Here is a 26,642-nt window from a genome sequence, read left to right as displayed (position 1 = left end):
CTGCCCCTGAAGATTAGCGCACCTCGGGGGCAGTACCAAAATCGGTTCCCGGGCCCCTCTCCCCGGCCGCTACTCGTCCTCGGCCAGGGTCAGCTCGACGCCGCCCACGAACCCCGCGGAGAGGTTGTAGATGAAGGCTCCGAGGGTCGCCAGGGCCGTGGCCAGCACCACGTCGATCACCGCGATGATCGACGTGAAGAGCAGCACACGCGGCAGCGACAGGAACGACTGCAGATCGAAGCCGTTGCTGTCGTTGGAACCGGTCGCCTCGCTGATCGTGCCGCCGACCGTGGAGAACACGCCCATGGCGTCCATGACCATCCACAGCACGGCGGCCGCGATGATCGTGCAGATCCCCAGAGCGATGGAGAGCAGGAAGCTGACCTTCATCACCGACCACGGGTCCGCCTTGGCGACCCGCAGCCTCGCCTTGCGCGTACGGGGTGTCGTGCGCGCGCCGGCGCCGGTGCGGACGGCCCGCATCGCCATGGTCTCCGTGTCCCGGGCCTGGGCCTGGGGCGCTGCATAGGCCTGCGGGGGGCGGTACGGCTGGGCCGCCGCCTGCTGCGGTCCGCCCGGGGCAGCCCCGCCACCCCCCTGGGTGCCGGTGGCGGGGCCACGGCCGCCGTCCGTCCCAGTGGCGCCGACACCGGCGCCCGTGGCTCCAGTCACGATCGTTTCGACTCCTCGCGTCACTCGGCCTCGGGCGCGGCGCCCTCGGCCGTGCCAGGACCGTCTGCCGTCTCGGCTGTGGACTCGGCCTCGTCGATGTCGACGTCGACCTCCTCAGCCTCACGGCCGGCCTCGGCGTTACGGGCGATGCCGACGACGGCATCGCGCTTGCCCAGGTTGATCAGTTGAACGCCCATGGTGTCACGGCCCGTCTCCCTGACCTCGTTGACCCGTGTCCGGATCACGCCGCCCCCGAGCGTGATGGCGAGGATCTCGTCGCTCTCCTCGACCACCAGCGCTCCGACGAGCGAACCACGGTCCTCCACGATCTTGGCGGCCTTGATACCGAGGCCACCGCGGCCCTGGACGCGGTACTCGTCGACGGCGGTCCGCTTCGCGTACCCGCCATCGGTGGCGGTGAAGACGAAAGTACCGGGCCGAACGACATTCATCGAGAGCAGTTCGTCGCCATCGCGGAAACTCATCCCCTTCACGCCGGATGTGGCACGGCCCATCGGCCGGAGCGCCTCGTCCGTGGCGGTGAAGCGGATCGACTGCGCCTTCTTGCTGATGAGGAGCAGGTCGTCCTCGGCCGAGACCAGCTCGGCTCCGATCAGCTCGTCGGCGGTGCCTTCGGCGCCGTCGTCGGTCTCACGCAGGTTGATCGCGATGACACCGCCGGAGCGCGGGGAGTCGTAGTCCTTGAGCGGGGTCTTCTTCACCAGGCCGCCCTTGGTGGCGAGCACCAGGTAGGGCGCGGCCTCGTAGTCGCGGACCGCGAGGATCTCGGCGATCTGCTCGTCGGGCTGGAAGGCCAGCAGGTTCGCCACGTGCTGGCCGCGCGCGTCCCGGCCGGCGTCCGGGAGTTCGTACGCCTTGGCGCGGTAGACCCGGCCCTTGTTGGTGAAGAACAGCAGCCAGTGGTGGGTCGTCGAGACGAAGAAGTGGTCGACGATGTCGTCTTCCTTCAGCTTCGTGCCCCGTACGCCCTTGCCGCCGCGCTTCTGCGAGCGGTAGTCGTCGGTCTTGGTGCGCTTCACATAGCCGCCGCGCGTGATCGTGACGACGATGTCCTCCTCGGCGATCAGGTCCTCGATGGACATGTCACCGTCGAAGGGGATCAGCTTGGAGCGCCGGTCGTCGCCGAACTTCTCGACGATCGCGCCCAGTTCCTCGCTGATGATCTGCCGCTGCCGCTCGGGCGAGGCGAGGATCGCGTTGTACTCGTTGATCTTCGCCTGGAGCTCGTCGTGCTCGGCGACGATCTTCTGCCGTTCCAGGGCGGCCAGTCGCCGCAGCTGCATCTCGAGGATCGCGTTGGCCTGGATCTCGTCGATCTCCAGCAGGCCCATCAGGCCCTCACGCGCGACGTCGACCGTGTCGCTGCGCCGGATCAGCGCGATGACCTCGTCGATCGCGTCGAGCGCCTTCAGCAGGCCACGCAGGATGTGCGCCCGCTCCTCGGCCTTGCGCAGCCGGAACTTCGTACGCCGGACGATGACCTCGACCTGGTGGCCCACCCAGTGCCGGATGAACGCGTCCAGGGAGAGCGTGCGCGGCACGCCGTCGACCAGCGCCAGCATGTTGGCGCCGAAGTTCGTCTGCAGGTCGGTGTGCTTGTAGAGGTTGTTCAGGACGACCTTGGCGACCGCGTCCCGCTTGAGGACGATGACCAGACGCTGGCCCGTGCGGGACGAGGTCTCGTCGCGGACGTCGGCGATGCCGCCGATCTTCCCGTCCTTCACCAGATCGGCGATCTTCTGCGCGAGGTTGTCCGGATTCACTTGGTACGGAAGCTCCGTGACCACCAGGCACTGGCGGTTCTGGATCTCCTCGACCTCGACCACGGCGCGCATCGTGATCGAACCGCGGCCGGTGCGGTACGCCTCCTCGATGCCACTGCGGCCGACCACGAGGGCGCCGGTCGGGAAGTCCGGGCCCTTGATGCGCTCGATGAGGGCGTCGAGCAGTTCCTCGTGCGAGGCGTCCGGGTGCTCGAGGTACCACTGGGCGCCGTCGGCGACCTCCCGCAGGTTGTGCGGCGGGATGTTGGTGGCCATGCCGACCGCGATACCGGCCGAGCCGTTGATCAGCAGGTTCGGGAAGCGGGCCGGCAGGACGGTCGGCTCCTGGGAGCGGCCGTCGTAGTTGTCCGTGAAGTCGACGGTCTCCTCGTCGATGTCGCGGACCATCTCCATGGACAGCGGCATCATCTTGCACTCGGTGTACCGCATGGCGGCCGCCGGGTCGTTGCCGGGAGAACCGAAGTTGCCGTTGGAGTCCACCAGCGGCATCCGCATCGACCACGGCTGGGCGAGCCGCACCAGGGCGTCGTAGATCGAGGAGTCGCCGTGCGGGTGGTAGTTGCCCATGACGTCGCCGACGACGCGGGCGCACTTGTAGAAGCCCTTCTCGGGCCGGTACCCGCCGTCGTACATCGCGTAGAGCACACGGCGGTGCACGGGCTTGAGACCGTCACGGACGTCCGGCAGCGCACGCGAGACGATGACGGACATCGCGTAGTCGAGGTACGAACGCTGCATCTCCGTCTCGAGCCCGACCGGCTCGATACGCATGGTCCAGCCCTCCGGCTGGTCCGCAGTGGCGGCAGGGGTCTGCTCGTCGGCCATTGCTGATCAAAATCCTTTCGAAGCGGGGGGCGACAGACCGACTCAGATATCGAGGAAGCGGACGTCCTTGGCGTTGCGCTGGATGAAGGAGCGCCGCGCCTCCACGTCCTCGCCCATCAGCACGGAGAACAGGTCGTCCGCCTGGGCCGCGTCGTCCAGGGTCACCTGGCCGAGCACCCGGTGCTCCTGGTCCATCGTCGTGATCCGCAGTTCCTCGGCGTTCATCTCGCCGAGACCCTTGAAGCGCTGGATCGAGTCCTCCCTGATCCGCTTGCCCGCCTGGCGGCCGAGCTCGATCAGCGCGTCGCGTTCGCGGTCGGAGTACGCGTACTCGAAGTCGTCGCGGCCCCACTTGATCTTGTAGAGCGGGGGGCGGGACAGGAAGACGTGCCCGGCCTCGACGAGCGGGCGCATGAAGCGGAACAGGAAGGTCAGCAGCAGCGTGTTGATGTGCTGGCCGTCGACATCGGCGTCCGCCATCAGGATGATCTTGTGATACCGCAGCTTCTCGATGTCGAAGTCCTCGTGCACACCCGTGCCGAACGCGGAGATCAGCGCCTGGATCTCGGTGTTCTGGAGGATCTTGTCGATACGCGCCTTCTCGACGTTCAGGATCTTTCCGCGGATGGGCAGGATCGCCTGGTACATCGGGTTGCGGCCCGACTTGGCACTGCCGCCGGCGGAGTCGCCCTCGACGATGAAGATCTCGCACTTCGTCGGGTCGTTGGACTGGCAGTCGCTCAGCTTGCCCGGCAGCGAGGCGCTCTCCAGCAGCCCCTTGCGCCTCGTCAGGTCCCGCGCCTTGCGTGCCGCCACGCGCGCCGTGGCCGCCTGGATCGACTTGCGGATGATGTCCGCGGCCTCGTTGGGGTTCCGGTCGAACCAGTCGTTGAGGTGCTCATGGACGATCTTCTGGACGAAGGTCTTGGCCTCGGTGTTGCCCAGCTTCGTCTTCGTCTGGCCCTCGAACTGGGGCTCGCCCAGCTTGACGGAGATGATCGCCGTCAGACCCTCGCGGATGTCCTCACCGGTGAGGTTGTCGTCCTTCTCGCGCAGCAGCTTCTTCTCGCGCGCGTACCGGTTGACCAGGCCCGTGAGCGCGGCCCTGAAACCCTCCTCGTGCGTACCGCCCTCATGCGTGTGGATGGTGTTCGCGAAGGAGTAGACACCCTCGGTGTACTGGGAGTTCCACTGCATCGCGATCTCGACCGAGAGCATCCGCTCCTTGTCCTCGGCCTCGATGTCGATGACCGAGGGGTGGACGAGTTCACCCTTGCGGGAGTTGAGGTACTTCACGAAGTCGACGATGCCGCCCTCGTAGTGGTATGTGACGGACTTGACCTCGTCCTTCTCGTCGGCACCCGCCTCGTCCGCGCCGGTGACGGCCTTCGCCGACTCCCGCTCGTCCGTCAGGGTCAGGGTCAGGCCCTTGTTCAGGAAGGCCATCTCCTGAAAACGCCGGGACAGCGTCTCGAAGGAGTACTCGGTGGTCTCGAAGATGTCCGGGTCGGCCCAGAAGGTGACCGTGGTGCCCGTGGTGTCCACCCGCTCGTGCTTGGCGAGCGGGGCCGTGGGCACGCCCATCTTGTAGTCCTGGGTCCACCGGAAGCCGTCACGGAAGATCTCCACGGAGACCTTCGTCGACAGCGCGTTGACCACGGACACACCGACGCCGTGCAGACCGCCGGAGACGGCGTAGCCGCCTCCGCCGAACTTGCCGCCCGCGTGCAGCACGGTCAGCACGACCTCGACGGCCGGCTTCTTCTCCACCGGGTGCATGTCCACGGGGATGCCGCGGCCGTTGTCGACGACGCGTACGCCGCCGTCGGCGAGGATCGTCGCCTCGATCCGGTCGGCGTGACCCGCCAGGGCCTCGTCGACGGAGTTGTCGACGACCTCGTACACCAGGTGATGAAGACCACGCTCACCGGTCGAGCCGATGTACATACCGGGTCGCTTGCGGACGGCGTCCAGGCCCTCGAGGACCGTGATCGCGCTGGCGTCGTACGACGAGGAGGACTCCGAGGAAACCTCGACAGCCTCTGTGATCTCGACGTTCTCGCCTGCAGTGGACGGAATGTTCTCGTTGGGGTTGCCGGAATCGGCCACGAAGCGCCCTTTCTGGCACAGCACACACCGAGCCCCCGCCCAGGCGGGGGAACGGCTGCGTCGTTCAGCTGTAATCGACTGACTCCCGCATGTTGACGGGATTGGCCCCCAGTCTACCGGTAGCGCGGACATGAATGGGGGTTTGCCGGTACCTGAGTACGCATGTGCCGCCCTGAACCTCCTCCGCCCGACTCCCCATATCCGGGAAGGGGCTCCAAGAGGCTCACACGGGCATCCAGCGCTTCGCGCTGTCAACCCCTCACTACCCTGAGGGACGCCCCCGGGGACCCAGCGGTCACGTCAGCCGTACGTGTCCCCGGGGCCCGAGCTCCCCGGTGCCCGAAGCGGGCCGAAACGCTGCTGCGGGCCGCCGGGACCCAGCACCTTGATCAGCCGCACCGCGCCCTGCCCGAGGTCCGCGTTCAGCCGCGCGACCAACTGCGGGGCCAGCAGACGCAGCTGCGTCGCCCAGGCCGTCGAGTCGCACTGGACGGTCAGGACCCGCTCACCCTCGTCGTAGCGCTGCGGCGCGCAGTGCTGCGCCACCTCCGGGCCCACCAGCTGCGGCCAGCGGCCCATCACGCCGCCCACCGCCGCGGGCGTCTCCCAGCCGCGCTCGGTGATCAGCCGGCTGATCGCCGCGCCCAGCGGCAGCGGGTCGCGGCCGTCCGCACGCGCGCCCGAGCGCAGTCCGCCACCGCGCCGTGCCTGCTTCTTCTGCGCCGTTGCGGCCCCTCGCGCCTTCGCCTGCTCCTTCGCGGCCGCCAGTGCCTGCCGTGCCAGGTCCACCCCGGACAGCTCCGGGACCTTCCGGCGCGCGGACTCCTCGCTCATGCCCGGGTCACCTCGCCGCCGGACACCGAGAACCGCGTGCCGGCCAGCACCTCCGGCACGTCGTCGTCCACGGCCGCCGTCACCAGCACCTGTTCGGCGGGCGCCACCAGCTCGGCCAGCCGCTCCCGGCGCCGGGCGTCCAGCTCGGCGAAGACGTCGTCCAGCACCAGCACGGGCTCGTTGCCCTCGGCCCGCAGCAGGTCGTACGACGCCAGCCGCAGCGCCAGCGCGTAGGACCAGGACTCGCCGTGGCTGGCGTACCCCTTGGCGGGCAGCTGGCCCAGCCTGAGCAGCAGATCGTCGCGATGCGGGCCCACCAGGGTCACTCCGCGCTCGATCTCCTGCTTCCGTGCCTCGGTGAGCGCCGCCATGAGCTGCTCGTACAGCTCCTCGCGGGAGTGCCCGGTGCCCTCCGCGGAGCTCCGGTACTCCAGCGTCACCGGGCCGCCGCCGGGTGCCAGCTGCTCGTAGGCCTTGTCCGCGAGCGGCTGCAGCGCCGCGGTCAGGTCCAGGCGCTGCGCCAGCAGTTCCGCGCCCGCCCGGGCCAGGTGCTGGTCCCAGACGTCGAGCGTCGACAGGTCGGCCCCCGAGGACCTCGTCCCGGGGGCCGCGCCCGCGCGGCCGCCGTGCCGGCGCGCCATCGCCGCCGACTTCAGCAGGGTGTTGCGCTGCTTCAGGACCCGCTCGTAGTCGGAACGCACCCCCGCCATGCGCGGCGCGCGCGCCGTGATCAGTTCGTCGAGGAAGCGCCGGCGCTCGCCGGGATCGCCCTTGACCAGGGCCAGGTCCTCGGGGGCGAACAGTACGGTCCGTACGATCCCCAGCACGTCCCGCGGCTTCACCTGCGAGGACCTGTTGATGCGGGCCCGGTTGGCGCGTCCCGGATTGAGCTCCAGCTCGATCAGCTGCGCACGCTCGCCCTGCCGGACGGCGGCCCGGATCACGGCGCGCTCCGCGCCCATCCTCACCAGGGGGGCGTCGGAGGCCACCCGGTGGCTGCCGAGTGTGGCGAGATAGCCCACGGCCTCGACGAGGTTCGTCTTGCCCTGCCCGTTCGGGCCCACGAAGGCGGTGACGCCCGGATCGAGCGGGACTTCGACCCGGGCGTACGAGCGGAAGTCGGCCAGCGACAGATGCGTTACGTGCATGATGCGCGCCGACCTCCCCCGGCGACTGTGTTCACCCGGGGCGTGCCCCGGGCCCCCGCAGGGACTACTTGGATTCGACCGCGTGGCCGCCGAACTGGTTGCGCAGGGCGGCGATCATCTTCATCTGCGGGGAATCCTCCTGGCGCGAGGCGAAACGCGCGAACAGCGACGCGGTGATCGCCGGCAGCGGCACCGCGTTGTCGATCGCGGCCTCCACCGTCCAGCGGCCCTCGCCCGAGTCCGCGGCATAGCCCTTGAGGCGCTCCAGGTGCTCGTCCTCGTCCAGGGCGTTCACGGCGAGGTCCAGCAGCCAGGAGCGGATGACCGTGCCCTCCTGCCAGGACCGGAACACCTCGCGGACATCGGTGACCGAGTCCACGGCCTCCAGCAGTTCCCAGCCCTCGGCATAGGCCTGCATCATGGCGTACTCGATGCCGTTGTGGACCATCTTGGCGAAGTGGCCCGCGCCGACCTTGCCGGCGTGCACGAATCCCGCGCCGCCCGCGGGCTTGAGCGCGTCGAAGACGGGCTGCACCTTGGCGATGTTCGCGGCGTCGCCTCCGGCCATCAGGGCGTAGCCGTTCTCCAGGCCCCAGACGCCGCCGGAGACCCCGCAGTCCACGAAGCCGATGCCCTTGAGGCCGAGTTCGGCGGCGTGCTTCTCGTCGTCCGTCCAGCGGGAGTTGCCGCCGTCCACCACCACGTCGCCCGGCTCGAGCAGGTCCCCGAGCTCGTCGACCGTGGACTGGGTGGCGGCGCCGGCCGGCACCATCACCCAGACGATCCTCGGGCCCTTCAGCTTCTCCACAAGCTCCTGCAGGCTGTGGACATCCGCGAGATCGGGGTTGCGGTCGTACCCGACGACGGTGTGGCCGGCGCGGCGTATCCGCTCGCGCATGTTGCCGCCCATCTTTCCGAGGCCGACGAGACCGAGCTCCATCAGTGCTTCCTTAACGACGTCGTGGTGGTGTGTACCTGCGTCCGAGCCTACGCCGGACCCCCGGTACACACCTGTGGGGTCAGGCGCTCAGACGTACGGCTGCGGACGCCCGGCCCGGCTGCCGAACCGGCACACTCCGCCTGCCCGGGAGACGCCCCCGGAACCCCGGCCGGGCCGCGAGGGCCCGGCGACGTCGTCGACGTCCGGCCGCTCAGCCGCTCAGCCGCACCGGCATGATCAGGTACTTGTAGGCCTGGTCCGCCTCGGCGTCGATCGCGGGCCGACCGCTCAGCAGCGCCGGCTTCGTCGAGGTGGTGAAGGACAGCTGGGCCACCGGCGAGTCGATCGCGCTCAGGCCGTCCAGCAGGAACGTCGGATTGAAGGCGATGGAGATGTCCTCACCGTCCAGCTGCGCGTCGACCCTTTCCACAGCCTGTGCGTCGTCGCTCGACCCGGCCTCCAGGATCAGCACGCCCTGCTCGAAGCTCAGCCGCACCGGGGTGTTCCGCTCGGCGACCAGGGCCACACGCTTGACGGCCTCGACGAACGGCGCCGTCTCGATCACCGCGATCGAGTTGAACTCGGTGGGGAACAGCGTGCGGTACTTGGGGAGGTCGCCCTCCAGCAGCCGGGTCGTGGTGCGCCGGCCCGCCCCCTCGAAACCGATCAGGCCCTCACCGGCGCCCGAGCCCGCCAGTGCCAGCGTCACCGTGTCACCGCTGGTCAGTGACTTGGCCGTGTCCAGCAGCGTCTTGGCGGGCACCAGCGCCACCGCGGAGGCCTCGGGGACCTCCGGCTTCCACAGGAACTCGCGCACCGCGAAGCGGTAGCGGTCGGTGGAGGCCAGGGTGACGGTGTCGCCCTCGATCTCGATACGGACGCCGGTCAGCACCGGGAGTGTGTCGTCACGGCCGGCGGCGACGGCCACCTGGGCCACGGCCGACGCGAACACCTCACCCGGAACCGTGCCGGTCGCCCCGGGCATCTGCGGCAGCGCCGGATACTCCTCCACAGGCAGGGTGTGGAGTGTGAATCGCGAGGAGCCGCAGACCACGGTCGCCCGCACGCCGTCCGTGGAGATCTCCACAGGCCGGTTGGGAAGGGCGCGGCAGATGTCCGCGAGCAGCCGGCCGGACACCAGGACCGTGCCGTCCTCCTCGATCTCCGCCTCCACCGAGACCCGTGCCGAGACCTCGTAGTCGAAGCCGGAAAGGCTCAGCGCGCCGTCCTCCGCCTTCAGGAGGAGGCCCGCGAGCACGGGCACGGGCGGACGGGCCGGGAGGCTGCGGGCCGCCCAGGCCACTGCCTCCGCGAGTACATCGCGCTCCACCCGGATCTTCACCGGAACCGCCTCCTGCTGTTGCTGGCCTTCTTCATCGGCATCGACTCGTCGGTATGGGAGATGCCGGGGACCAGTCTGACGCACGGCACCGACAGTCGGTGCTGCTCGGGGTCAAGTCGACTCAAGAGGTGGCCGGCGGCCGAGGGGCGAGTTGTGCACAGGACCCACTTCGAAGTGGATTCCGGGCTATCTCTCAGTGGTTGTAGTAGTAGGCCCTGTGGAAACCGTGGATAACCCGGTCCACGCAGGTCAGCAACGGTTTTTTATCCACGGGGCCTGTGGGCGCCGCCCGTGGACAACCAGAGCCCGCTGTGGACAGGCGGAAGTTACCCACACCCGATGCACAGGGCCGGGGGACTTCTCCCCAGTGCCGTCCCCAGGTTTACCCACGTTCCCCACAGCTCAATCGAGCACCTTGGTGTGACGCCTTTCACTCGCGGCGGTGAGAGGACGCGTCGCGTTGCCGAACAGTGGACAGAGGTGTGGAGAAGTGCCCTCGGGATGGGGACAACACTCCCCAGCCTGTGGGGCGCCGGTGGACAACTCCCGTACGGCCCTGTGGGTGATTCATGTCATCCACAGTCTGTGGAAGCCGCTCGCGCACAATTCCACAGGCGTCTGACCAGCCCTGATGTGATCTTGACCAGGGTGCCTGTGGACGCGTTCGGGACAACGCGTTGTTCCCCAGGGTGTGGACGGCCGTTCACACCCGGATCTGTGGACAGTCCGTCCCCCGGTCGGCCTATTCGAACAGGAACGGAGCCCTCCCTACCGGTCCTGCACGGCTCCCCTGCCGCCGATGTGCCCTTCCCTCCCCCTTGCTGCACCCGTTCCCTTGCGCTCCCTCGTGCTGTCACGCTGTCCCACGCGCTTCGGGCGCTCCCTGCTTTCCACTCCCCGCTTCGCCGCGGAGGCCGGCGCATGCGAAGAGCGCCCCCGGAGCCGTCTCCGGGGGCGCTGATGTGGCTGTGCCTGCGATGGTGCGGTGCCGGCCCTCCCGGTCGGCAGGTGCGGTGTCAGCCGTTCTTGATGCGGTTGGTGAGTTCGGTGACCTGGTTGTAGATGGACCGCCGCTCGGCCATCAGCGCCCGGATCTTCCGGTCGGCGTGCATCACCGTCGTGTGATCGCGGCCGCCGAACTGCGCACCGATCTTCGGCAGGGAGAGGTCGGTGAGCTCCCGGCACAGATACATGGCGATCTGGCGGGCGGTGACCAGGACGCGGCTGCGCGAGGAGCCGCACAGATCGTCCACGGTCAGTCCGAAGTAGTCGGCGGTCGCAGCCATGATCGCGGTGGCGGTGATCTCCGGAGCCGAGTCCTCGCCGCCGGGGATGAGGTCCTTGAGGACGATCTCGGTGAGGCCGAGATCCACGGGCTGCCGGTTGAGCGAGGCGAATGCCGTGACCCGGATCAGTGCCCCCTCCAGCTCGCGGATGTTGCGCGAGATGCGGGAGGCGATGAACTCCAGGACCTCCGGCGGCGCGTTGAGCTGCTCCTGCACGGCCTTCTTGCGGAGGATCGCGATCCGGGTCTCCAGCTCGGGCGGCTGGACGTCGGTGATGAGGCCCCACTCGAAGCGGTTGCGAAGCCGGTCCTCCAGGGTGACCAACTGCTTGGGCGGCCGGTCCGAGGACAGCACGATCTGCTTGTTGGCGTTGTGCAGCGTGTTGAACGTGTGGAAGAACTCCTCCTGCGTCGACTCCTTGCTCGCCAGGAACTGGATGTCGTCGACCAGGAGGATGTCCATCTCGCGGTAGCGCTTGCGGAAGGTGTCGCCCTTGCCGTCGCGGATGGAGTTGATGAACTCGTTGGTGAACTCCTCGGAGCTCACATAACGCACCCGGGTGCCGGGGTAGAGGCTGCGCGCGTAGTGCCCGATGGCGTGCAGGAGGTGCGTCTTGCCGAGCCCGGACTCCCCATAGATGAAGAGCGGGTTGTAGGCCTTGGCCGGTGCCTCGGCGACGGCGACCGCGGCCGCGTGCGCGAAGCGGTTCGAGGCACCGATGACGAAGGTGTCGAAGAGGTACTTCGGATTGAGGCGTGCGGTCGGTTCACCGGGACCGCCCGCAGGTGCCGGCTGGGCACCCAGCGGGCCGGGGGTGCCACCGCGCGCGGCGTGCGCGCCGCCGGCGACACCGTGGGATGAGGGCTCCGGAAGCGTGGGGCGCTCGCCGGGACGCTGCTGCCGGTAGTCGGCGGACGGCTGCTGCGGAGCGTGCTGCTGCCCGTGGTGCCCGTGCTGGGTCGCGTAGGGATCGCGCTCGCGCCCGGAGAAACCGCCCGGGCGCGGCTGCTGCCAGCCGTAGTCGTCCTGCGCCGGCTGCATACGGGGCCAGGCCCCGGGCTCGGGGCGCTGCTGCCGGTAGTCGGGGTACGCGGGACGCGCGGTCGGCAGCCGGTCGTCGTAGGACGAGGGGGCCTGGGAGGGCTCCCGCTGCGGGTCCTCGTAGCCGGGCCGGGGCTCCTCGTAGCGGGACTGGTGCGGTACGGGGGCCGGTGGGGGCGGACCGGCGGCCGAGTCGTCGACGGTGATCGCGATACGGATCGGGCGGCCGCACTCCCGGCTCAGCCCTTCGCTGATCAGCGGAGCGAGCCGGCCTTCCAGGACGCCCTTGGCGAATTCGTTGGGGACGGCGAGCAGGGCGGTGTCGGCGACCAGCGCGAGGGGCTGGCAGCGCCGGATCCACTGCTCGTCCTTGGCCTCCACTCCCTGTCCGCGTCCTTCGCCGAGGAGCTGGTCCACCACTCGCGGCCACACTGCGGCAAGATCGGCAGGTACGTCAGCCACAGGGCACGCTCTCTCAGAGACTCATGGGGGGATCCCGCGAAGGTGTGATTCTCGGGACGGTCGGGAAGGATTCGGGGTTCAGCCACGGTAGTCAGGGCTGCCCCGGTGGTTCAAGTCGTTGTCCACAGCCTGTGCACAGTGTCTCCCACTCGAGCGCCGGTTTGACCGGATGGCGTAGCCGCGCGTACCGTGACCAGGTCGAGTTGTCGATGGCTGCTGCCGCCTGCCTCCGATGGGCAAAGACCACACCAGTCAGAACGTGGTCGGTGAAGCGGTGCACTCGGGCGTATTGCGAGCTACTCGTGGGCGCACGGTGACAGCCAGGCGATACCCGCCAACACACGAGTCATTACTGGAGCCCCCGAGTGAGCAAGCGCACCTTCCAGCCGAACAACCGTCGTCGCGCGAAGACCCACGGCTTCCGGCTTCGTATGCGTACCCGTGCCGGCCGCGCGATCCTGGCGACCCGCCGCAGCAAGGGTCGCGCCCGTCTGTCCGCCTGATCTCAACAGGTCATGACGTGCTGCCTTCCGAGAATCGGCTGAGGCGGCGCGAGGACTTCGCGACCGCGGTACGAAGAGGTCGTCGGGCAGGTCGCCCGCTCCTTGTCGTACATCTTCGTAGCGGAACAACGGACCCGCACGCGCCTGGGGAGAGCGCTCCCCTTCCGCGTGCGGGTTTCGTCGTAAGCAAAGCTGTGGGGAACGCGGTGATACGGAACAGGGTGAAGCGGAGACTTCGCCATCTGGTGCGCGATCGTCTCGCCGCGCTGCCCCCCGGTAGCCTGGTTGTCGTACGGGCGCTGCCCGGCGCGGGCGACGCCGACCACAGTCATCTGGCCCGAGACCTGGACGCCGCTCTTCAGCGGCTGCTGGGTGGGACATCCCACGGCGGAGGTCAGGGGAAGGGCGCGCGATGAAGTATCCGCTGCTGGCTCTGATCAAGCTGTACCAGTGGACGATCAGCCCACTGCTCGGGCCGGTGTGCAGGTATTACCCGTCGTGTTCCCACTATGGGTACGAGGCCATCGACCGGCACGGCGCGATCAAGGGCACCGCCCTGACCGCGTGGCGCATCCTGCGGTGCAACCCCTGGTCGCCGGGCGGTGTCGATCACGTACCACCGCGCAAGCGTCCGCCATGGCACGAACTGCTGCGCGATGCGTGGCGGGGCAGAAGGGGCGGGCCCTCCGCCGATGACAACAACAGCCCGGCCGCAGAGACTTCGCCCCATGCTCAAGGAGCCTGATTAGTGGACACGATTTCCAGTCTGTTCAGCTTTATCACCACACCTGTTTCCTGGATCATCGTCCAGTTCCACAAGGTGTACGGCGCCATGTTCGGCGACGACAGCGGCTGGGCCTGGGGCCTGTCCATCGTGTCGCTGGTGATCCTGATCCGGATCTGTCTGATCCCGCTCTTCGTGAAGCAGATCAAGGCGACCCGGAACATGCAGGCGCTCCAGCCGAAGATGAAGGCGATCCAGGAGCGCTACAAGAACGACAAGCAGCGTCAGTCCGAAGAGATGATGAAGCTGTACAAGGAGACGGGCACCAACCCGCTCTCCTCGTGTCTTCCGATTCTGGCGCAGTCGCCGTTCTTCTTCGCGCTCTACACCGTCCTCAACGACATCGCGCGGAACAAGACGGTCGGTGTCATCGACCAGTCGCTGCTGGACAGTGCCCGTCAAGCGAAGATCTTCGGTGCTCCGCTGCCCGCGAAGTTCATGGACAGCGCTGAGCGCATCGAGTCCCTGGGTGCCACGCTGGCCGATGTCCGGGTCGTGACGGTCGTCATGATCGTTCTGATGTCGCTGTCGCAGTTCTACACGCAGCGCCAGCTGATGACGAAGAACGTCGACCTGACGGTGAAGACCCCGTTCATGCAGCAGCAGAAGATGCTGATGTACGTCTTCCCGATCATGTTCGCTGTCTTCGGTATCAACTTCCCGGTCGGTGTCCTGGTCTACTGGCTGACCACCAACGTGTGGACCATGGGGCAGCAGATGTTCGTGATCCACCGCAACCCGACGCCGGGCAGCCTTGCGTACAAGCAGCGCCAGGAGCGTCTGCGCGCCAAGGGCAAGCTCAAGGAGGACCCGGCGGTCGTCGAGGCCAAGAAGGCCGTCGAGGCCGCTCGCGCCAACCGCCAGCAGCCCAAGCGGAAGCCCAAGGCCAAGCGCCAGAGCGGTGCCGCTCAGCCCGCCAGGCCGGCCGGAACGGACAAGCCCGAGGGTGTGTCCAAGCAGACCGAGCCCGGGCCCTCCCCCCAGAAGGGCGAGCCGCAGGACGACAAGCCGGATGCGGCGGCCAAGCCCGCCACCGGTTCCGCACGCCAAGCCAAGTCTGGGCAGCGCAAGGGCCAGCAGCGGCCCAAGCACCCGTCCAAGAAGTAAGAAGGAGTCGATCCGTGACGGAAGGCACCACCTCCGCGGCAGCCGCCGAGGGTGGCGAAACCCTGACCCGCCTGGAGCAGGAAGGGGAAATCGCGGCCGACTACCTCGAGGGTCTGCTGGACATCGCCGATCTCGACGGTGACATCGATATGGATGTCGAGGCGGACCGTGCCGCCGTCTCGATCATCAGTGACTCCGGCAGCCGCGACCTGCAGAAGCTCGTCGGCCGTGACGGGGAGGTACTGGAGGCGCTCCAGGAACTGACGCGGCTCGCTGTGCACCGGGAGACCGGTGACCGGAGCCGTCTGATGCTGGACATCGCCGGGTACCGCGCCAAGAAGCGGGCCGAGCTGACCGAGCTGGGCGCCAAGGCCGCGGACGAGGCGAAGAACTCCGGTGAGCCGGTGAAGCTGAAGCCGATGACGCCTTTCGAGCGCAAGGTGGTGCACGACGCGGTCGCCGCGGCGGGGCTGCGCAGCGAGTCGGAGGGCGAGGAACCGCAGCGTTTCGTCGTCGTACTGCCGGCCTGATCGCCTCCCCGGTCCTCCCGGCCCCGTCTGTTCGCAGGCGGGGCCGGTCTTTGTCAGCCTGATAGTTCCACCCACCGGTATGGAAGGACGGTTCCCGTGACGGAGGCAGAGGAGCTTCCCCCAGCTCCGGACGCGGCCAGGGAGGTCTTCGGTGATTACTTCCCGGAGGCGGTCCGGTACGCGGAATTGCTGGCGGATGCCGGGGTGCGGCGAGGGCTGATCGGCCCTAGGGAAGTGCCCCGGCTGTGGGAGCGGCATCTGCTGAACTGCGCCGTGCTCTCCGAGGTCGTGCCGGAGAGCGTGACCGTCTGCGATGTGGGCTCGGGCGCCGGCCTGCCCGGCATCCCGCTGGCGCTGGTGCGTCCGGACCTGAAGATCACGCTGCTCGAACCATTGCTCCGGAGGACCAACTTCCTCCAGGAGGTCGTCGAGTTGCTCGGCCTGGAGCATGTGACGGTGGTACGCGGCCGCGCCGAGGAGATGATGGGGAAGCTGCCGCCGGTCCACGTTGTGACGGCGCGCGCCGTCGCTCCGCTGGACCGGCTGGCGGGCTGGGGCGTTCCGCTGCTGCGCCCCTATGGCGAGATGCTGGCCCTGAAGGGGGACACGGCAGAAGAAGAGGTGAAGGCCTCGCGGGCTGCCCTCAGCAAGCTCGGTGTGGTGGAGACCTCAATTCTTCATGTCGGCGAGGGCGTGGTGGAGCCTTTGTCCACTGTGGTCCGCGTCGTATGCGGGGAGAGCCCTGGTGGTGTGCGCTTCGCCGCGAAGCGGGCCAAGGCGGCGCGGGTGAGCAGGACCCGCCGTCGGCGTTGACCCGTCTGTCCTACGAGTATTGCCCCATAAAAGCTGTCAAACCTATGCAAATCGGAGTGTCGTGGCAGCTTAGAACGAGCGCGTGTGCATCTTGTTTCACGTGAAACGTCGTTCTCTGTTGCATGGAATCATCAGTCGCGGACGTGCGGCTGCCACGCCCCGCGACCGTAGGCCCCCAGGGGTCACAGAGTTGTCCACAAACGTGGATTCATCCACAGGAGAACGGACCTCGCTGGTTCACGACCCCGAAAGCATGGCAGGCTCTGTTCATCGAGAGCCTGATGTCGAGGAGAGTGAATCCTTGCGGTCCGACGCCAACATCGCGGGGCCGGTGGCCGATCCGGTCCCCGCCCCCCGTACCGAGTCGGCGGGGGAGGATGTTTCACGTGAAACACCGCCTCCGATGGACGACACCCCTATTGGACGCGCTGCCCAACTGGCAGTGGAGGCTCTTGGCCGTGCCGGCGAGGGTCTGCCGCGACCCGAGCAGACCCGGGTCATGGTGGTCGCCAACCAGAAGGGCGGAGTGGGTAAGACCACCACCACGGTCAACCTCGCCGCTTCCCTGGCGCTGCACGGCGCGCGGGTTTTGGTGATCGACCTCGATCCTCAGGGCAATGCCTCGACCGCGCTGGGGATCGACCATCACGCCGAAGTGCCCTCCATCTACGACGTCTTGGTAGAGAGCAAGCCGCTCTCCGATGTCGTACAGCCGGTGCCCGATGTAGAGGGGCTGTTCTGCGCTCCCGCCACCATCGATCTGGCCGGAGCGGAGATCGAGCTGGTCTCCCTGGTGGCGCGGGAGAGTCGGCTGCAGCGCGCCATTCAGGCGTATGAGCAGCCGCTGGACTACATTCTCATCGACTGCCCGCCCTCGCTCGGCCTGTTGACGGTCAACGCGCTCGTCGCGGGCGCCGAGGTCCTGATCCCCATCCAGTGCGAGTACTACGCGCTGGAAGGACTGGGGCAGCTGCTCCGGAATGTCGACCTGGTGCGTGGACATCTCAATCCCGCACTGCACGTGTCCACGATTCTGCTCACCATGTACGACGGCCGTACGCGGCTCGCCTCCCAGGTGGCGGAGGAAGTGCGCGGCCACTTCGGTGACGAGGTGCTGCGGACCAGCATTCCCCGTTCCGTGCGCATCTCTGAGGCTCCGAGCTACGGACAGACGGTTCTCACGTACGATCCGGGTTCCAGTGGTGCCCTCTCGTACTTGGAGGCCGCCAGAGAGATCGCCCTGCGCGGCGTCCAAGTGAACTACGACGCACAGCACGCCCATGTGGGTGTTCAGTTCAGCCAGCACAGAATGTCGGAGGGGATTCAGTGAGCGAGCGACGCAGAGGACTGGGACGTGGGCTCGGGGCTCTGATCCCAGCAGCGCCGCAGGCCGAGAAGTCGGCCGCCCCAGCTGGGGTGGCGTCCGCCTCCCCGACGTCAGTGCCGGTGCTCACCGCGGAGCGTGGTGTGGCTGCCGCCAAGGTGGCCACTCTCCCGGCGGCCTCGGTTTCACGTGAAACAGAGGAGCCGACTCAGGTCGAGCTGCAGCTGAGCGCTCCCGCTGGAGCGCACTTCGCGGAGCTGCCCCTGGACTTCATCACCCCGAATCCGCGGCAGCCTCGTGAGGTCTTCGACGAGGACGCGCTCGCCGAGCTGGTCACCTCCATCCTGGAAGTGGGCCTGCTCCAGCCCGTCGTGGTGCGGCAACTGGGGCCGGAGCGCTACGAGCTCATCATGGGTGAGCGGCGCTGGCGCGCCTGCCGTGAGGCAGGGCTGGAGAAGATCCCCGCGATTGTCCGTGCCACCGAGGACGAGAAGCTTCTTCTCGACGCGCTCCTGGAGAACCTCCACCGCGCCCAGCTGAACCCGCTGGAGGAAGCGGCGGCTTATGACCAACTGCTGAAGGACTTCAACTGCACGCACGACCAGTTGGCCGACCGAATCGGGCGCTCGCGTCCGCAGGTCTCCAATACGCTGCGACTGCTGAAGCTTTCCCCGCCGGTGCAGCGGAGGGTGGCGGCGGGTGTTCTGTCTGCCGGGCACGCCCGTGCCCTCCTTTCGGTGGAGGACTCCGACGAGCAGGACAAGCTGGCCCACCGCATCGTGGCCGAGGGTCTCTCGGTGCGGGCGGTCGAGGAGATCGTGACGCTGATGGGCTCGGGGCCCAAGAGCGCTCCCAAGGCCAAGGGACCCCGCGCGGGTGCACGGCTGTCCCCGGCGCTCAGTGATCTTGCCTCCAGGCTCTCCGACCGCTTCGAGACCAGGGTGAAGGTCGACCTGGGCCAGAAGAAGGGCAAGATCGTCGTCGAGTTCGCCTCGATGGAGGACCTGGAGCGGATTCTCGACACCCTGGCCCCGGGAGAGCGCCGGGAGCTCGAGCAGGGGCTGTCGGCCACGACCGCCGACGAGCCGGAGTCCACCGAGAGCTGAGGCTGCGGTGCGACAGCGAAGGGCCGGTCCGTGTCCCCCGTAGGCGGGACGTGGACCGGCCCTTCGCTTTCCGGTAGTGCCGAGTCCATTGCACCGTGGATACGATGCGATCGGATGTGGCGTATCCATCCCGAAGCACCTCATACGGAGGGCGAGGCCATGCGTACGGTGAGCCGCACCGGACTGATGACGGCAGGCCTGGGACTGGGGGCGGTCGGCGGCTTCGTCGGCAGCCTCATCCGCGAACGGAGTGCGCTGACCGCCGCGCGGGACGCGGCACGCGCAGGAAGTGAGGAACCGCCTTCATGGGGCGTCGGCTCGTACCGCTCACACTGGACAACCTTCCCGATCTCCCCAGGCGCTGCCGGTCCTGTGTCTTCTGGGAGCTTGATCCGGTCAGCGGAGAGGCCGCGATAAGGGCGGGAACCCCGGAGCTGGAGAAGGAGGCCTGGATCTCGGCGGTCCTGTTGGAGTGGGGATCCTGCGGGCGGGTCGTGTATGTCGACGAGGTACCGGTCGGCTTCGTGCTGTACGCCCCTCCGGCATACGTCCCGCGGTCTCTGGCCTTCCCCACGAGCCCGGTCTCACCTGACGCGGTTCAGTTGATGACAGCGTTCATCACCCCGGGCTACCAGGGGCAGGGACTCGGCCGGGTGATGGTGCAGACGGTTGCCAAGGACCTGCTGCGGCGCGGGTTCAAGGCGATCGAGGCTTTCGGGGACGCCCGGTGGAAGGAACCCGCCTGCGTGCTCCCCGCCGATCACCTGTTGGCAGTGGGCTTCAAGACGGTGCGTCCGCATCCCGCCTATCCGCGGCTGAGACTGGAGCTGCGCACGACGCTCTCCTGGAAAGAAGATGTGGAGCTGGCACTGGACCGGCTGCTTGGCGCGGTGCAGAAGGAGCCGGCGCTGCGGCCCCTGTGAGACCGCGGAGCGTCGCGCCGGGCAGAAGAGCAGGAGTCCGGAAAGGACGGAGTCCGGACCACCCCCAGGGGCGATCCGGACTCCGTGGTGGGATCGGGTCAGGCCTTGGTGACGGACTCGTCGCCGATGAAGTCGTCGAGGTCGCGGATGATCGCGGCCTTGGGCTTGGCACCGACGATGGTCTTGGCGACCTCGCCGCCCTGGTAGACGTTCAGCGTCGGGATGGACATGACGCCGTACTTGGCTGCGGTGGCCGGGTTCTCGTCGATGTTGAGCTTCACAACCTCGATCTTGTCACCGTGCTCGGCCGCGATCGCTTCGAGCGAGGGAGCGATCTGGCGGCACGGACCGCACCAGGCCGCCCAGAAGTCCACGAGAACGGGCTTGTCGCTCTTGAGGACCTCCTCCTCGAAGGTCTCGTCGGTCACATTCTTCAAGGTGCCGGCCACTGCGGCCTCCTTCATTCTTTCTCGGGGTGTGGGGGTGGGACTGGGAGATGATCTTCAGACCGCGGCGGTCTTCTCCGGTTCGGCCTGCTTCTCGCCGTCGGAGAGCGCGGCGAGGTAGCGCTCCGCGTCGAGGGCGGAGGAGCAACCCGTACCGGCGGCGGTGATCGCCTGGCGGTAGGTGTGGTCGACGACGTCGCCGGCGGCGAAGACTCCCGGCACATTGGTGCGGGTGGAAGGAGCATCGACCTTGAGGTAGCCCTCATCGTCGAGCTCCAGCTGGCCCTTGAACAGCTCGGTGCGCGGGTCGTGGCCGACTGCGATGAAGAGGCCCGTCACCGCGAGCTCAGAGGTCTCACCGGTCTTGGTGTTGCGCAGCGTCAGACCGCTGAGCTTCTGGTCGCCGTGGATCTCTGCGACCTCGCTGTCCCAGGCGAACTTGATCTTCGGGTCGGCGAAGGCGCGTTCCTGCATCGCCTTGGACGCCCGGAGCGTGTCGCGGCGGTGCACGATGGTGACGGACCTGGCGAACCGCGAGAGGAAGGTGGCCTCCTCCATCGCGGTGTCACCGCCGCCGATGACGGCGATGTCCTGGTCCTTGAAGAAGAAGCCGTCACACGTGGCACACCAGGAGACGCCGCGCCCGGAGAGCGCGTCCTCGTTGGGAAGGCCGAGCTTGCGGTGCTGGGATCCGGTGGTGACGATCACGGCCTTGGCACGGTGAACCGTTCCGGAGGTGTCGGTGACGGTTTTGATGTCGCCGCTCAGGTCGACGGTGACCACGTCGTCCGGGATCAGTTCGGCGCCGAAGCGCTCTGCCTGTGCACGCATGTTGTCCATCAGGTCCGGCCCCATGATGCCGTCCCTGAATCCGGGGAAGTTCTCCACTTCGGTGGTGTTCATCAGCGCGCCACCGGCGGTCACCGCGCCCTCGAAGACCAGCGGCTTCAACGACGCGCGCGCGGTGTACAGCGCCGCCGTGTAGCCTGCGGGCCCGGAGCCGATGATGATCACGTTACGGACGTCGCTCACGGGTTTCTTCCTCGTCTCTGCGGACTGCCTGCTGCCTAAGGGGTTTCCCTCTTCAGGACTCTCACCCCACCCAACGGATCCTAAGGGGCGCACATTCCCGCAGGGCCCGCGTACGGGGTGTGTCAGCAGAGCGCGACCGCCGGGCGTTCTCAGCCTCGAGGATAGGTACGCATCAGCAGCACGTCGGCCTTGCCGGGAGGGGTGTTCCCCGTGCATGCCGCATCGACGACGTACGCGTCCACCTTCGAAGGCTGGGTGCCGTGCGGCAACACCACGAGGTACGCCTCCGTACCTTCGTAGAGGCCCCTCTCAACAGCGAGCGGCGGGTCCTCACGGCCGATGCCCTCCCGCACACAAGCGGGGATGGTCTCCTCCGCCCGCTTGGGCAGGGTGCCGTGGGACTCGATACCGAAAGACTTGCCATTGGGCTCCGCCTCGGGCTCCGCAGACGGCGGGCGGTCGTCGATCAGTGCCTGCACATCCGACTCGAGGTTCCGCTCATCGAAGGTGCGAGCCTGGTCGGCGGTGTCACTGGCGGCACTGTGTTCAACCGTCCCATCCCCCGCCCCGCCCAGGGACTGCGCCAGCAGGGCGCCCAGCCCCAGCAAGGCCGCCGACGCGACCGTACCGATCAGGAGGCGGACACGACGCCTTCGCGTGACTGACCGCCCGCTGGGAGCGGTCGCGCCCTGAGGCCGGCCGGCCGGCTGGCCTCTTTGTGCGCGGTGCGCCGATGTGCCGCCGAGCGATGTTTCACGTGAAACGACGCTTCCGGACGACGCCGGCACCGCCGCTACGTCATCATCCGTTTCACGTGAAACATCGGCGGGGGCGTTGGCCGCGGCCGCTGCCGCGGCATCAAGGAGCGCCTCGGCGGCGAGGGCGGCATCGATACGGTCGGCGATGTCGGCAGGCATGTGTGTTGGACCGGGCAGGGAGCCGAGCAGCCCGCGGATCTCGTCCAGGGAGTCCCGTACATCGGCGCACAGCTCGCACGACGCGAGATGCTCGCTCACGTCCGTGGTGCGGGCCGGGGGGAGCAGTCCCTCGGCCAGGTCGGAGATCTCCGAGACATCCGGGTGCTCGGTCGCACCGGTCGTCGATGTCACGCTCGTCCACCTCCGCCCTTCACAGCAGCTGAGTTGCTCGGTCCCGTGTCCCGTGTTTCCGCTGCCGGTGGGACGGATGACTCCCGCGTCCGGTTCCTTCCCGGACCGGAGTCCTTGTTATCACCCTCGTCCGCCCGTAGGTGGGTGAGCAGCGGAAGCAGTCTTGCCCGACCGCGTGCGCACCGGCTCTTGACCGTTCCGGTGGGGACCTCGAGGATCCGGGCCGCCTCGGTGACGGGATAGCCCTGCATGTCGACCAGGATGAGGGCGGCCCGCTGCTCGGCCGGCAGCGTGGCAAGGGCCGTCACCAGTTGCCGGTGGACGTCCTGGCGTTCGGCGGGTGCAGCAGCGGACTCATGCGGCTCGAGGAGTTGCTCAAGGCGCTCCGTGTCGTTGAGAGGCGAGGTACGCCTGGACGCCGCCTTGCGGGCCCGGTCGAGGCAGGCGTTCACGGTGATGCGGTGCAGCCATGTAGTGACGGCCGACTGGCCGCGGAAGGTGTGGGCTCCCCGGTACGCGGAGACCAGGGCGTCCTGGACCGCGTCGGCGGCCTCCTCGCGGTCGCCGAGCGTCCGCAGGGCGACCGCCCACAGCCGGTCCCGGTGCCGGCGCACGATCTCTCCGAAGGCATCCGGGTCTCCCCCCACATGCCGGGAGAGGAGGTCCTGATCGCTGGCGTCGCCCAGCCTGACGTCATCGTCCAACGGTCGTTCCCCCTCCCCCTCGCGTCGTGATCAGCCCGTGAACTTCACGTCCGTCACGGCTTGCTTGTAGCCGGCTCCGCTGTACTGGTCTTCGGCGGAGTACGGCATCGCCGTGATCCAGAGGAGTACGTACTGGGTTTTCACGGCCTCGTTCACCTTTATCGATGCCTCGGTTCCCTGAGTGGTGATCTCCTTGATCTTCTTCATGGAGCTCAGGGGGGCGCTCGACGAAAGAGCATCGGCCGCGTACAGCGAGATCGTCGTGTGGTCGCCGCCGTAGCGGAGCCCTATCGAGGCAGCGGAGAGAGTCTTCTCCGACCCCAGGTCATAGACGATCCCCACGCCCTCCTTGAAGGGCGCGAGGACGGGGCCGTCGTTGAAGCGGTAGCTCCGCCAGTACGTCGAACTGTCGCCGTCGTAAGTGAGACCCACGTCCTCACTGTGCTGATCCTTGCCGTCCGGGTAGTACTCGACGGCTCCCTTGATGGCCAGCGGCACAGGGGCCGTCTTCTGCTCCGTGTCCTTGTTGCTGTCGTCCGTCTGACCGGTGCCGCTGTCGCCCCGGCTCTCCTCGCGATCCATCAGGGTGTCGGCGAGCTGCCAGCTGCCCAGCCCCAGCGCGGCGATGAGCAGTGCGGACACGGCCCACTTCAGTGCCCGCCCGGCACGACTCTGCAGTGGCGGCGGCGGCGTCAGGACCGGCTGGGTGGCGTTCATGCCGGGGCCGGTCTGAGGACGCCCGTAGGCACCCTGCTGATACGTCTGTTGCTGGAAGGCCGGGGGCGCGACGAACGCGGGCTCCGGCGGGCGGATGCGCGGCATGGCCGCGACGGCCTTGGAGAGCTCCTCGGGGGTGGTGCAGGGCTGCTCCTGCCGCGAGGGCGTCGCGCCGTTGTTGACCAGAGCGCGCATGGCAAGCTCCGACAGACCGCGGTGGACGCCCGCCCTCACCTGGTCCGGCGAAATCAGCCCGACGTCCTTGGGCAGACCGGAGAGCCCATAGGCGTCCTCCTCGTACGGCCAGCGCTGAGTGATCGCCGCATACAGGAGCGCACCGATCGCCTCGGTGTCGGTGCGCTGCGGAGTATCGGAGGTGATGCCGCGAAGAGCGGCGTTCACGGCGAGCCCACGGATCCGGTACTGGCCCGAGGAGGTACGCAGCACCGCCCCCGGGGTGAGTCTCAGGTGGGCCAGTCCCTCACGGTGGGCGGCAGCCATGGCCTGGGAGATCTGGCTGACCATTTGATAGGCGTCGTGCGGCTCGAGAGGGCCCGCGGCGAACAGAGCCGTCAGCTCTGTGGCATCGGGCAGCCACTCGTGCACGACGTACACGAGGTCGTTCTCCTCGACCGCGTCGAGCACCTGCACGAAGCGGGGGTCGCCGAGCAGGGCCGCGGAGCGGGCGGCGGCGAGCACCGGCCTGGCCCGCGGATGATCGGCGGGCAGGATGTGAATACCGACGGCCCGGCGAAGTTTCTCGTCGACCGCACGCCAACTGCTGAATCCGTCCAGACGGGTGACGCACTCCTCCAGGCGGTAGCGTCTGGCGAGCTTGTGGCCGCTGTGCAGCTCGAGGGGCGCGGCCTCGCTCTTCCCCGCGGCCGGCTCTTCGGCATCTCCGGGCTTGCCGGCCTCTTCCGCCTTGTTCTGGGCTTCGTCCACCCCGTCGGCCGTGGCCTCGTCCGCCTTGGCGGTCAGCGGCTGCTCACCGCTGTTGTCGGCCACGTCGACGGCAGCCGTGCTACGTTCCGCCACCGTCGTTCCTGCCTCCCCATCCGTTGCACGCTGTCACTCGTCAGCTCTGCAAAGCCAAGCCAATTGTGCCCACAGTCCGCCGCTATGCACGACACACGGTGGCCGTTGAAGGTTGTGCTGGCTCAGCGTCCCAGGCGTCCGCGGACCATGCCGACCATGGCGTTGAGCTCCTGCACCCGCATCCGCTTCGCGGCGACGAAGAAGACGGCCAGCAGTACGGCTCCGCCCCCGACCAGAGCGGCCAGGGAGCCCAGCACACCCTGCCCCAGTGCCTGGGTGATCGCATAGCCCACCGCACCACCAAGAGCCGCGGCGGGCACCGAGGCGATGGCCAGGCGGGTGTAGGCCCGGACGATGTTGGCGCCGTCCAGGTCGCCGCCCAGCCGCTTGCGCAGTCTGCGCCACGCCACTCCGACGCCGATCATGTAAGCCAGACCGTAGGCGGCGGCCATGCCGGCGACCGCCCATCGTGCGGGCAGCAGCAGGTAGCACATGGCCGAGGCCCCCGCGTTGACGGCCGCGACGATGACCGTGTTGTAGAAGGGGGTGCGGGTGTCCTCGTAGGCGTAGAAGGCGCGCAGCACGACGTACTGCACGGAGTAGGGGATCAGGCCGAGGCCGAAGGCCATCAGCATGTAACCCATCGAGGTGGCGTCCTCGGTACCGGAGGAACCGAAGATCAGCGTGCACATGGGCACGCCCAGCGCGACGAACGTGAAAGCGATGGGCACGATCGCGACGGCCGAGGTGCGCAGACCCTGGGAGATGTCGTCGCGGACGGCTCCGCTGTCCCCCTCGTGGGCCGAACGGGAAAGACGCGGCAACAGCGCGGCCATCAGGGAGACGGTGATGATGGCCTGCGGCAGACCCCAGATGAGCTGTGCGTTGGAGTACGCGATGTATCCGGTGCCGCCCACGTCGGACTCGGACACCGCAGCCGTGGAAAGTTGGCTCACGACCACGGCGCCTGCCTGATTGGCGAGGACGAAGAGGATCGTCCACTTGGCGAGGGTGGCTGCCTTGCCCAGCCCGTGGCCCCTCCAGTCGAAGCGCAGCCGCAGCTTGAAGCCCGTCTCGCGCAGGTAGGGAATCATCGCCAGGGCCTGGACAGTGAGTCCGAGGAGCACACCGACGCCCAGCAGTCGCTGTGCCTCCGACGGAATCGACTCGACGGTCATCCGGGAGTCCGCTGCGGTGCCGTAGACCCAGATGAACATCAGCAGGGTCGCGATGATGACGATGTTGTTGAGGACCGGGGTCCACATCATCGCGCCGAACTTGCCGCGGGCGTTGAGCACCTGCCCCATCACCACATGGATGCCCATGAAGAAGATCGTGGGCACGCAGTAGCGGACGAAGGTGACGGCGACCTCATTGGCCGCAGGGTCGCTGGCGACCTCAACGGACAGCAGACGGACGAGGAACGGGGCCGCGAAGATCGCGGCGGCCGTCAGCGCCCCCAGGGCCACCATGACGAGGGTGAGGAGCCGGTTCGCGTAGGCCTCGCCACCGTCGTCGTCCTCCTTCATCGCCCGCACCAGCTGCGGGACGAAGACGGAGTTGAGCCCGCCGCCGATGGTCAGGATGTAGATCATCGTCGGCAGGGTGTACGCGACCTGGAAGGTGTCGCCGAGGAACGCGGCGCCCAGGGCCGCGACGATCAACGCCGAGCGGATGAAGCCCGTGACGCGCGAGACCATCGTTCCGGCGGCCATCACCGCACTGGACTTCAGGAGGCCGGCCGCCCGCCCGGTCCGCTTGGGTGCCGGGGCAGGGGCGGGCTTGGGCTCCGTCTCGATGACCTCGTGGGCGGCGGACCGGGCCTCGTAGCCGTGCTGGTCGCGGTAGAGGTGGGCGAAGGCGTCCTGCCGGGGCTCCTCCTCGGAGGGGCCGCCCACAAGGGAGTCGACCCCCACGTACTGGGTGGCCTGATCGTCGCCGTACGGAAGATGGCGCGAGGGGCCCTCGGGTTCCGGGGGAGGCGTCTGGGCCCACACGCGGGGATCGGGAGCGTTCGTCGGGGCGGGAGGCTGCTGGTAGAT

General features: G+C 68.2%; 23 protein-coding genes. 9 read left to right on the top strand and 14 right to left on the bottom strand.

Features of this window, described 5'->3' with window-relative positions; all coding sequences use genetic code 11:
- Positions 1 to 69: 69 nt before the first annotated feature.
- The 8 genes from GUY61_RS02390 to dnaA form a co-directional block, all read right to left on the bottom strand.
- Positions 70 to 672 carry a DUF3566 domain-containing protein gene (locus tag GUY61_RS02390; protein WP_166628349.1) on the bottom strand — a complete coding sequence of 201 codons (603 nt, stop codon included), beginning with the start codon at positions 670 to 672 and terminating at the stop codon, positions 70 to 72.
- Between the two features lie 20 nt (positions 673 to 692).
- Positions 693 to 3,302, bottom strand: coding sequence for a DNA gyrase subunit A (gene gyrA, locus GUY61_RS02385; RefSeq protein ID WP_166628348.1), 2,610 nt, complete (start codon positions 3,300 to 3,302; stop codon positions 693 to 695).
- Between the two features lie 42 nt (positions 3,303 to 3,344).
- Complete coding sequence (gyrB, locus tag GUY61_RS02380) at positions 3,345 to 5,435, bottom strand: DNA topoisomerase (ATP-hydrolyzing) subunit B (RefSeq protein ID WP_166628347.1); 2,091 nt, start codon at positions 5,433 to 5,435, stop codon at positions 3,345 to 3,347.
- A 276-nt stretch (positions 5,436 to 5,711) separates the two neighbouring features.
- Positions 5,712 to 6,245 carry a DUF721 domain-containing protein gene (locus GUY61_RS02375; protein ID WP_166628346.1) on the bottom strand — a complete coding sequence of 178 codons (534 nt, stop codon included), beginning with the start codon at positions 6,243 to 6,245 and terminating at the stop codon, positions 5,712 to 5,714.
- On the bottom strand, positions 6,242 to 7,393 hold the full coding sequence (recF, locus tag GUY61_RS02370) for a DNA replication/repair protein RecF (protein ID WP_166628345.1): 1,152 nt from the start codon (positions 7,391 to 7,393) through the stop codon (positions 6,242 to 6,244). The genes GUY61_RS02375 and recF overlap by 4 nt, the downstream gene beginning before the upstream one ends.
- 64 nt (positions 7,394 to 7,457) lie before the next feature.
- Positions 7,458 to 8,333, bottom strand: a complete 876-nt coding sequence (gene gnd / locus GUY61_RS02365; RefSeq protein WP_166628344.1) for a phosphogluconate dehydrogenase (NAD(+)-dependent, decarboxylating) — start codon at positions 8,331 to 8,333, stop codon at positions 7,458 to 7,460.
- Between the two features lie 211 nt (positions 8,334 to 8,544).
- Positions 8,545 to 9,675, bottom strand: coding sequence for a DNA polymerase III subunit beta (gene dnaN, locus GUY61_RS02360; RefSeq protein WP_166628343.1), 1,131 nt, complete (start codon positions 9,673 to 9,675; stop codon positions 8,545 to 8,547).
- 1,016 nt (positions 9,676 to 10,691) lie between these two features.
- Positions 10,692 to 12,464 (bottom strand): chromosomal replication initiator protein DnaA, encoded by a 1,773-nt coding sequence (gene dnaA, locus GUY61_RS02355; RefSeq protein WP_166628342.1) that lies wholly within the window; start codon positions 12,462 to 12,464, stop codon positions 10,692 to 10,694.
- Between the two features lie 365 nt (positions 12,465 to 12,829).
- Here dnaA and rpmH point away from each other — a divergent pair, with 365 nt between their 5' ends.
- The 9 genes from rpmH (at position 12,830) to GUY61_RS02310 (ending at position 19,554) form a co-directional block, all read left to right on the top strand.
- Positions 12,830 to 12,967 (top strand): 50S ribosomal protein L34, encoded by a 138-nt coding sequence (rpmH, locus tag GUY61_RS02350; RefSeq protein ID WP_003975051.1) that lies wholly within the window; start codon positions 12,830 to 12,832, stop codon positions 12,965 to 12,967.
- Positions 12,968 to 12,984: 17 nt separating this feature from the next.
- Positions 12,985 to 13,383 carry a ribonuclease P protein component gene (gene rnpA, locus GUY61_RS02345; protein ID WP_166628341.1) on the top strand — a complete coding sequence of 133 codons (399 nt, stop codon included), beginning with the start codon at positions 12,985 to 12,987 and terminating at the stop codon, positions 13,381 to 13,383.
- Positions 13,380 to 13,712 carry a membrane protein insertion efficiency factor YidD gene (gene yidD / locus GUY61_RS02340; protein ID WP_166628340.1) on the top strand — a complete coding sequence of 111 codons (333 nt, stop codon included), beginning with the start codon at positions 13,380 to 13,382 and terminating at the stop codon, positions 13,710 to 13,712. The genes rnpA and yidD overlap by 4 nt, the downstream gene beginning before the upstream one ends.
- A 3-nt stretch (positions 13,713 to 13,715) precedes the next feature.
- Complete coding sequence (yidC, locus tag GUY61_RS02335) at positions 13,716 to 14,858, top strand: membrane protein insertase YidC (protein ID WP_166628339.1); 1,143 nt, start codon at positions 13,716 to 13,718, stop codon at positions 14,856 to 14,858.
- 14 nt (positions 14,859 to 14,872) lie between these two features.
- Positions 14,873 to 15,388: a R3H domain-containing nucleic acid-binding protein gene (locus tag GUY61_RS02330; protein ID WP_166628338.1), complete on the top strand. Its 516-nt coding sequence runs from the start codon at positions 14,873 to 14,875 to the stop codon at positions 15,386 to 15,388.
- Between the two features lie 96 nt (positions 15,389 to 15,484).
- The gene (rsmG, locus tag GUY61_RS02325; protein ID WP_166628337.1) at positions 15,485 to 16,201 is read left to right on the top strand and encodes a 16S rRNA (guanine(527)-N(7))-methyltransferase RsmG; all 717 of its coding nucleotides are present in this window, start codon (positions 15,485 to 15,487) and stop codon (positions 16,199 to 16,201) included.
- Between the two features lie 253 nt (positions 16,202 to 16,454).
- On the top strand, positions 16,455 to 17,531 hold the full coding sequence (locus GUY61_RS02320) for a ParA family protein (RefSeq protein WP_166628336.1): 1,077 nt from the start codon (positions 16,455 to 16,457) through the stop codon (positions 17,529 to 17,531).
- Entirely contained in the window at positions 17,528 to 18,631 is a 1,104-nt protein-coding gene (locus tag GUY61_RS02315) for a ParB/RepB/Spo0J family partition protein (RefSeq protein WP_166628335.1), read from the top strand. Before GUY61_RS02320 ends, GUY61_RS02315 begins: the two co-directional genes overlap by 4 nt.
- A gap of 305 nt (positions 18,632 to 18,936) precedes the next feature.
- Positions 18,937 to 19,554, top strand: coding sequence for a GNAT family N-acetyltransferase (locus GUY61_RS02310; RefSeq protein WP_166628334.1), 618 nt, complete (start codon positions 18,937 to 18,939; stop codon positions 19,552 to 19,554).
- A gap of 98 nt (positions 19,555 to 19,652) precedes the next feature.
- Here the strand turns inward: GUY61_RS02310 and trxA are convergent, their stop codons facing one another.
- The 6 genes from trxA to murJ all read right to left on the bottom strand — a co-directional run.
- On the bottom strand, positions 19,653 to 20,018 hold the full coding sequence (gene trxA / locus GUY61_RS02305; RefSeq protein ID WP_166628333.1) for a thioredoxin: 366 nt from the start codon (positions 20,016 to 20,018) through the stop codon (positions 19,653 to 19,655).
- Between the two features lie 39 nt (positions 20,019 to 20,057).
- The gene (gene trxB / locus GUY61_RS02300; RefSeq protein ID WP_166628332.1) at positions 20,058 to 21,032 is read right to left on the bottom strand and encodes a thioredoxin-disulfide reductase; all 975 of its coding nucleotides are present in this window, start codon (positions 21,030 to 21,032) and stop codon (positions 20,058 to 20,060) included.
- 149 nt (positions 21,033 to 21,181) lie between these two features.
- Positions 21,182 to 22,048: a hypothetical protein gene (locus GUY61_RS02295; RefSeq protein WP_313896469.1), complete on the bottom strand. Its 867-nt coding sequence runs from the start codon at positions 22,046 to 22,048 to the stop codon at positions 21,182 to 21,184.
- An 89-nt stretch (positions 22,049 to 22,137) separates the two neighbouring features.
- Positions 22,138 to 22,845: an RNA polymerase sigma factor SigM gene (gene sigM, locus GUY61_RS02290; protein ID WP_166628330.1), complete on the bottom strand. Its 708-nt coding sequence runs from the start codon at positions 22,843 to 22,845 to the stop codon at positions 22,138 to 22,140.
- A 30-nt stretch (positions 22,846 to 22,875) separates the two neighbouring features.
- Positions 22,876 to 24,600 carry a protein kinase family protein gene (locus tag GUY61_RS02285; RefSeq protein ID WP_166628329.1) on the bottom strand — a complete coding sequence of 575 codons (1,725 nt, stop codon included), beginning with the start codon at positions 24,598 to 24,600 and terminating at the stop codon, positions 22,876 to 22,878.
- Positions 24,601 to 24,722: 122 nt separating this feature from the next.
- On the bottom strand, positions 24,723 to 26,642 hold a 1,920-nt coding region (gene murJ / locus GUY61_RS02280; protein ID WP_166628328.1), incomplete at its 5' end, for a murein biosynthesis integral membrane protein MurJ.

It is taken from the genome of Streptomyces sp. GC420 (assembly GCF_009916105.1).
Taxonomy (GTDB): domain Bacteria; phylum Actinomycetota; class Actinomycetes; order Streptomycetales; family Streptomycetaceae; genus Streptomyces.
This window is presented reverse-complemented; position numbering and strand designations above follow the sequence as displayed.

Coding starts and splice junctions, on each gene's coding strand:
- gyrA (WP_166628348.1), bottom strand. CDS start 3,302: ATGGCCGACGAGCAGACCCCTGCCGCCACTGCGGACCAGCCGGAGGGC.
- GUY61_RS02375 (WP_166628346.1), bottom strand. CDS start 6,245: ATGAGCGAGGAGTCCGCGCGCCGGAAGGTCCCGGAGCTGTCCGGGGTG.
- recF (WP_166628345.1), bottom strand. CDS start 7,393: ATGCACGTAACGCATCTGTCGCTGGCCGACTTCCGCTCGTACGCCCGG.
- gnd (WP_166628344.1), bottom strand. CDS start 8,333: ATGGAGCTCGGTCTCGTCGGCCTCGGAAAGATGGGCGGCAACATGCGC.
- yidD (WP_166628340.1), top strand. CDS start 13,380: ATGAAGTATCCGCTGCTGGCTCTGATCAAGCTGTACCAGTGGACGATC.
- GUY61_RS02320 (WP_166628336.1), top strand. CDS start 16,455: ATGGCAGGCTCTGTTCATCGAGAGCCTGATGTCGAGGAGAGTGAATCC.
- GUY61_RS02310 (WP_166628334.1), top strand. CDS start 18,937: ATGGGGCGTCGGCTCGTACCGCTCACACTGGACAACCTTCCCGATCTC.
- trxA (WP_166628333.1), bottom strand. CDS start 20,018: ATGAAGGAGGCCGCAGTGGCCGGCACCTTGAAGAATGTGACCGACGAG.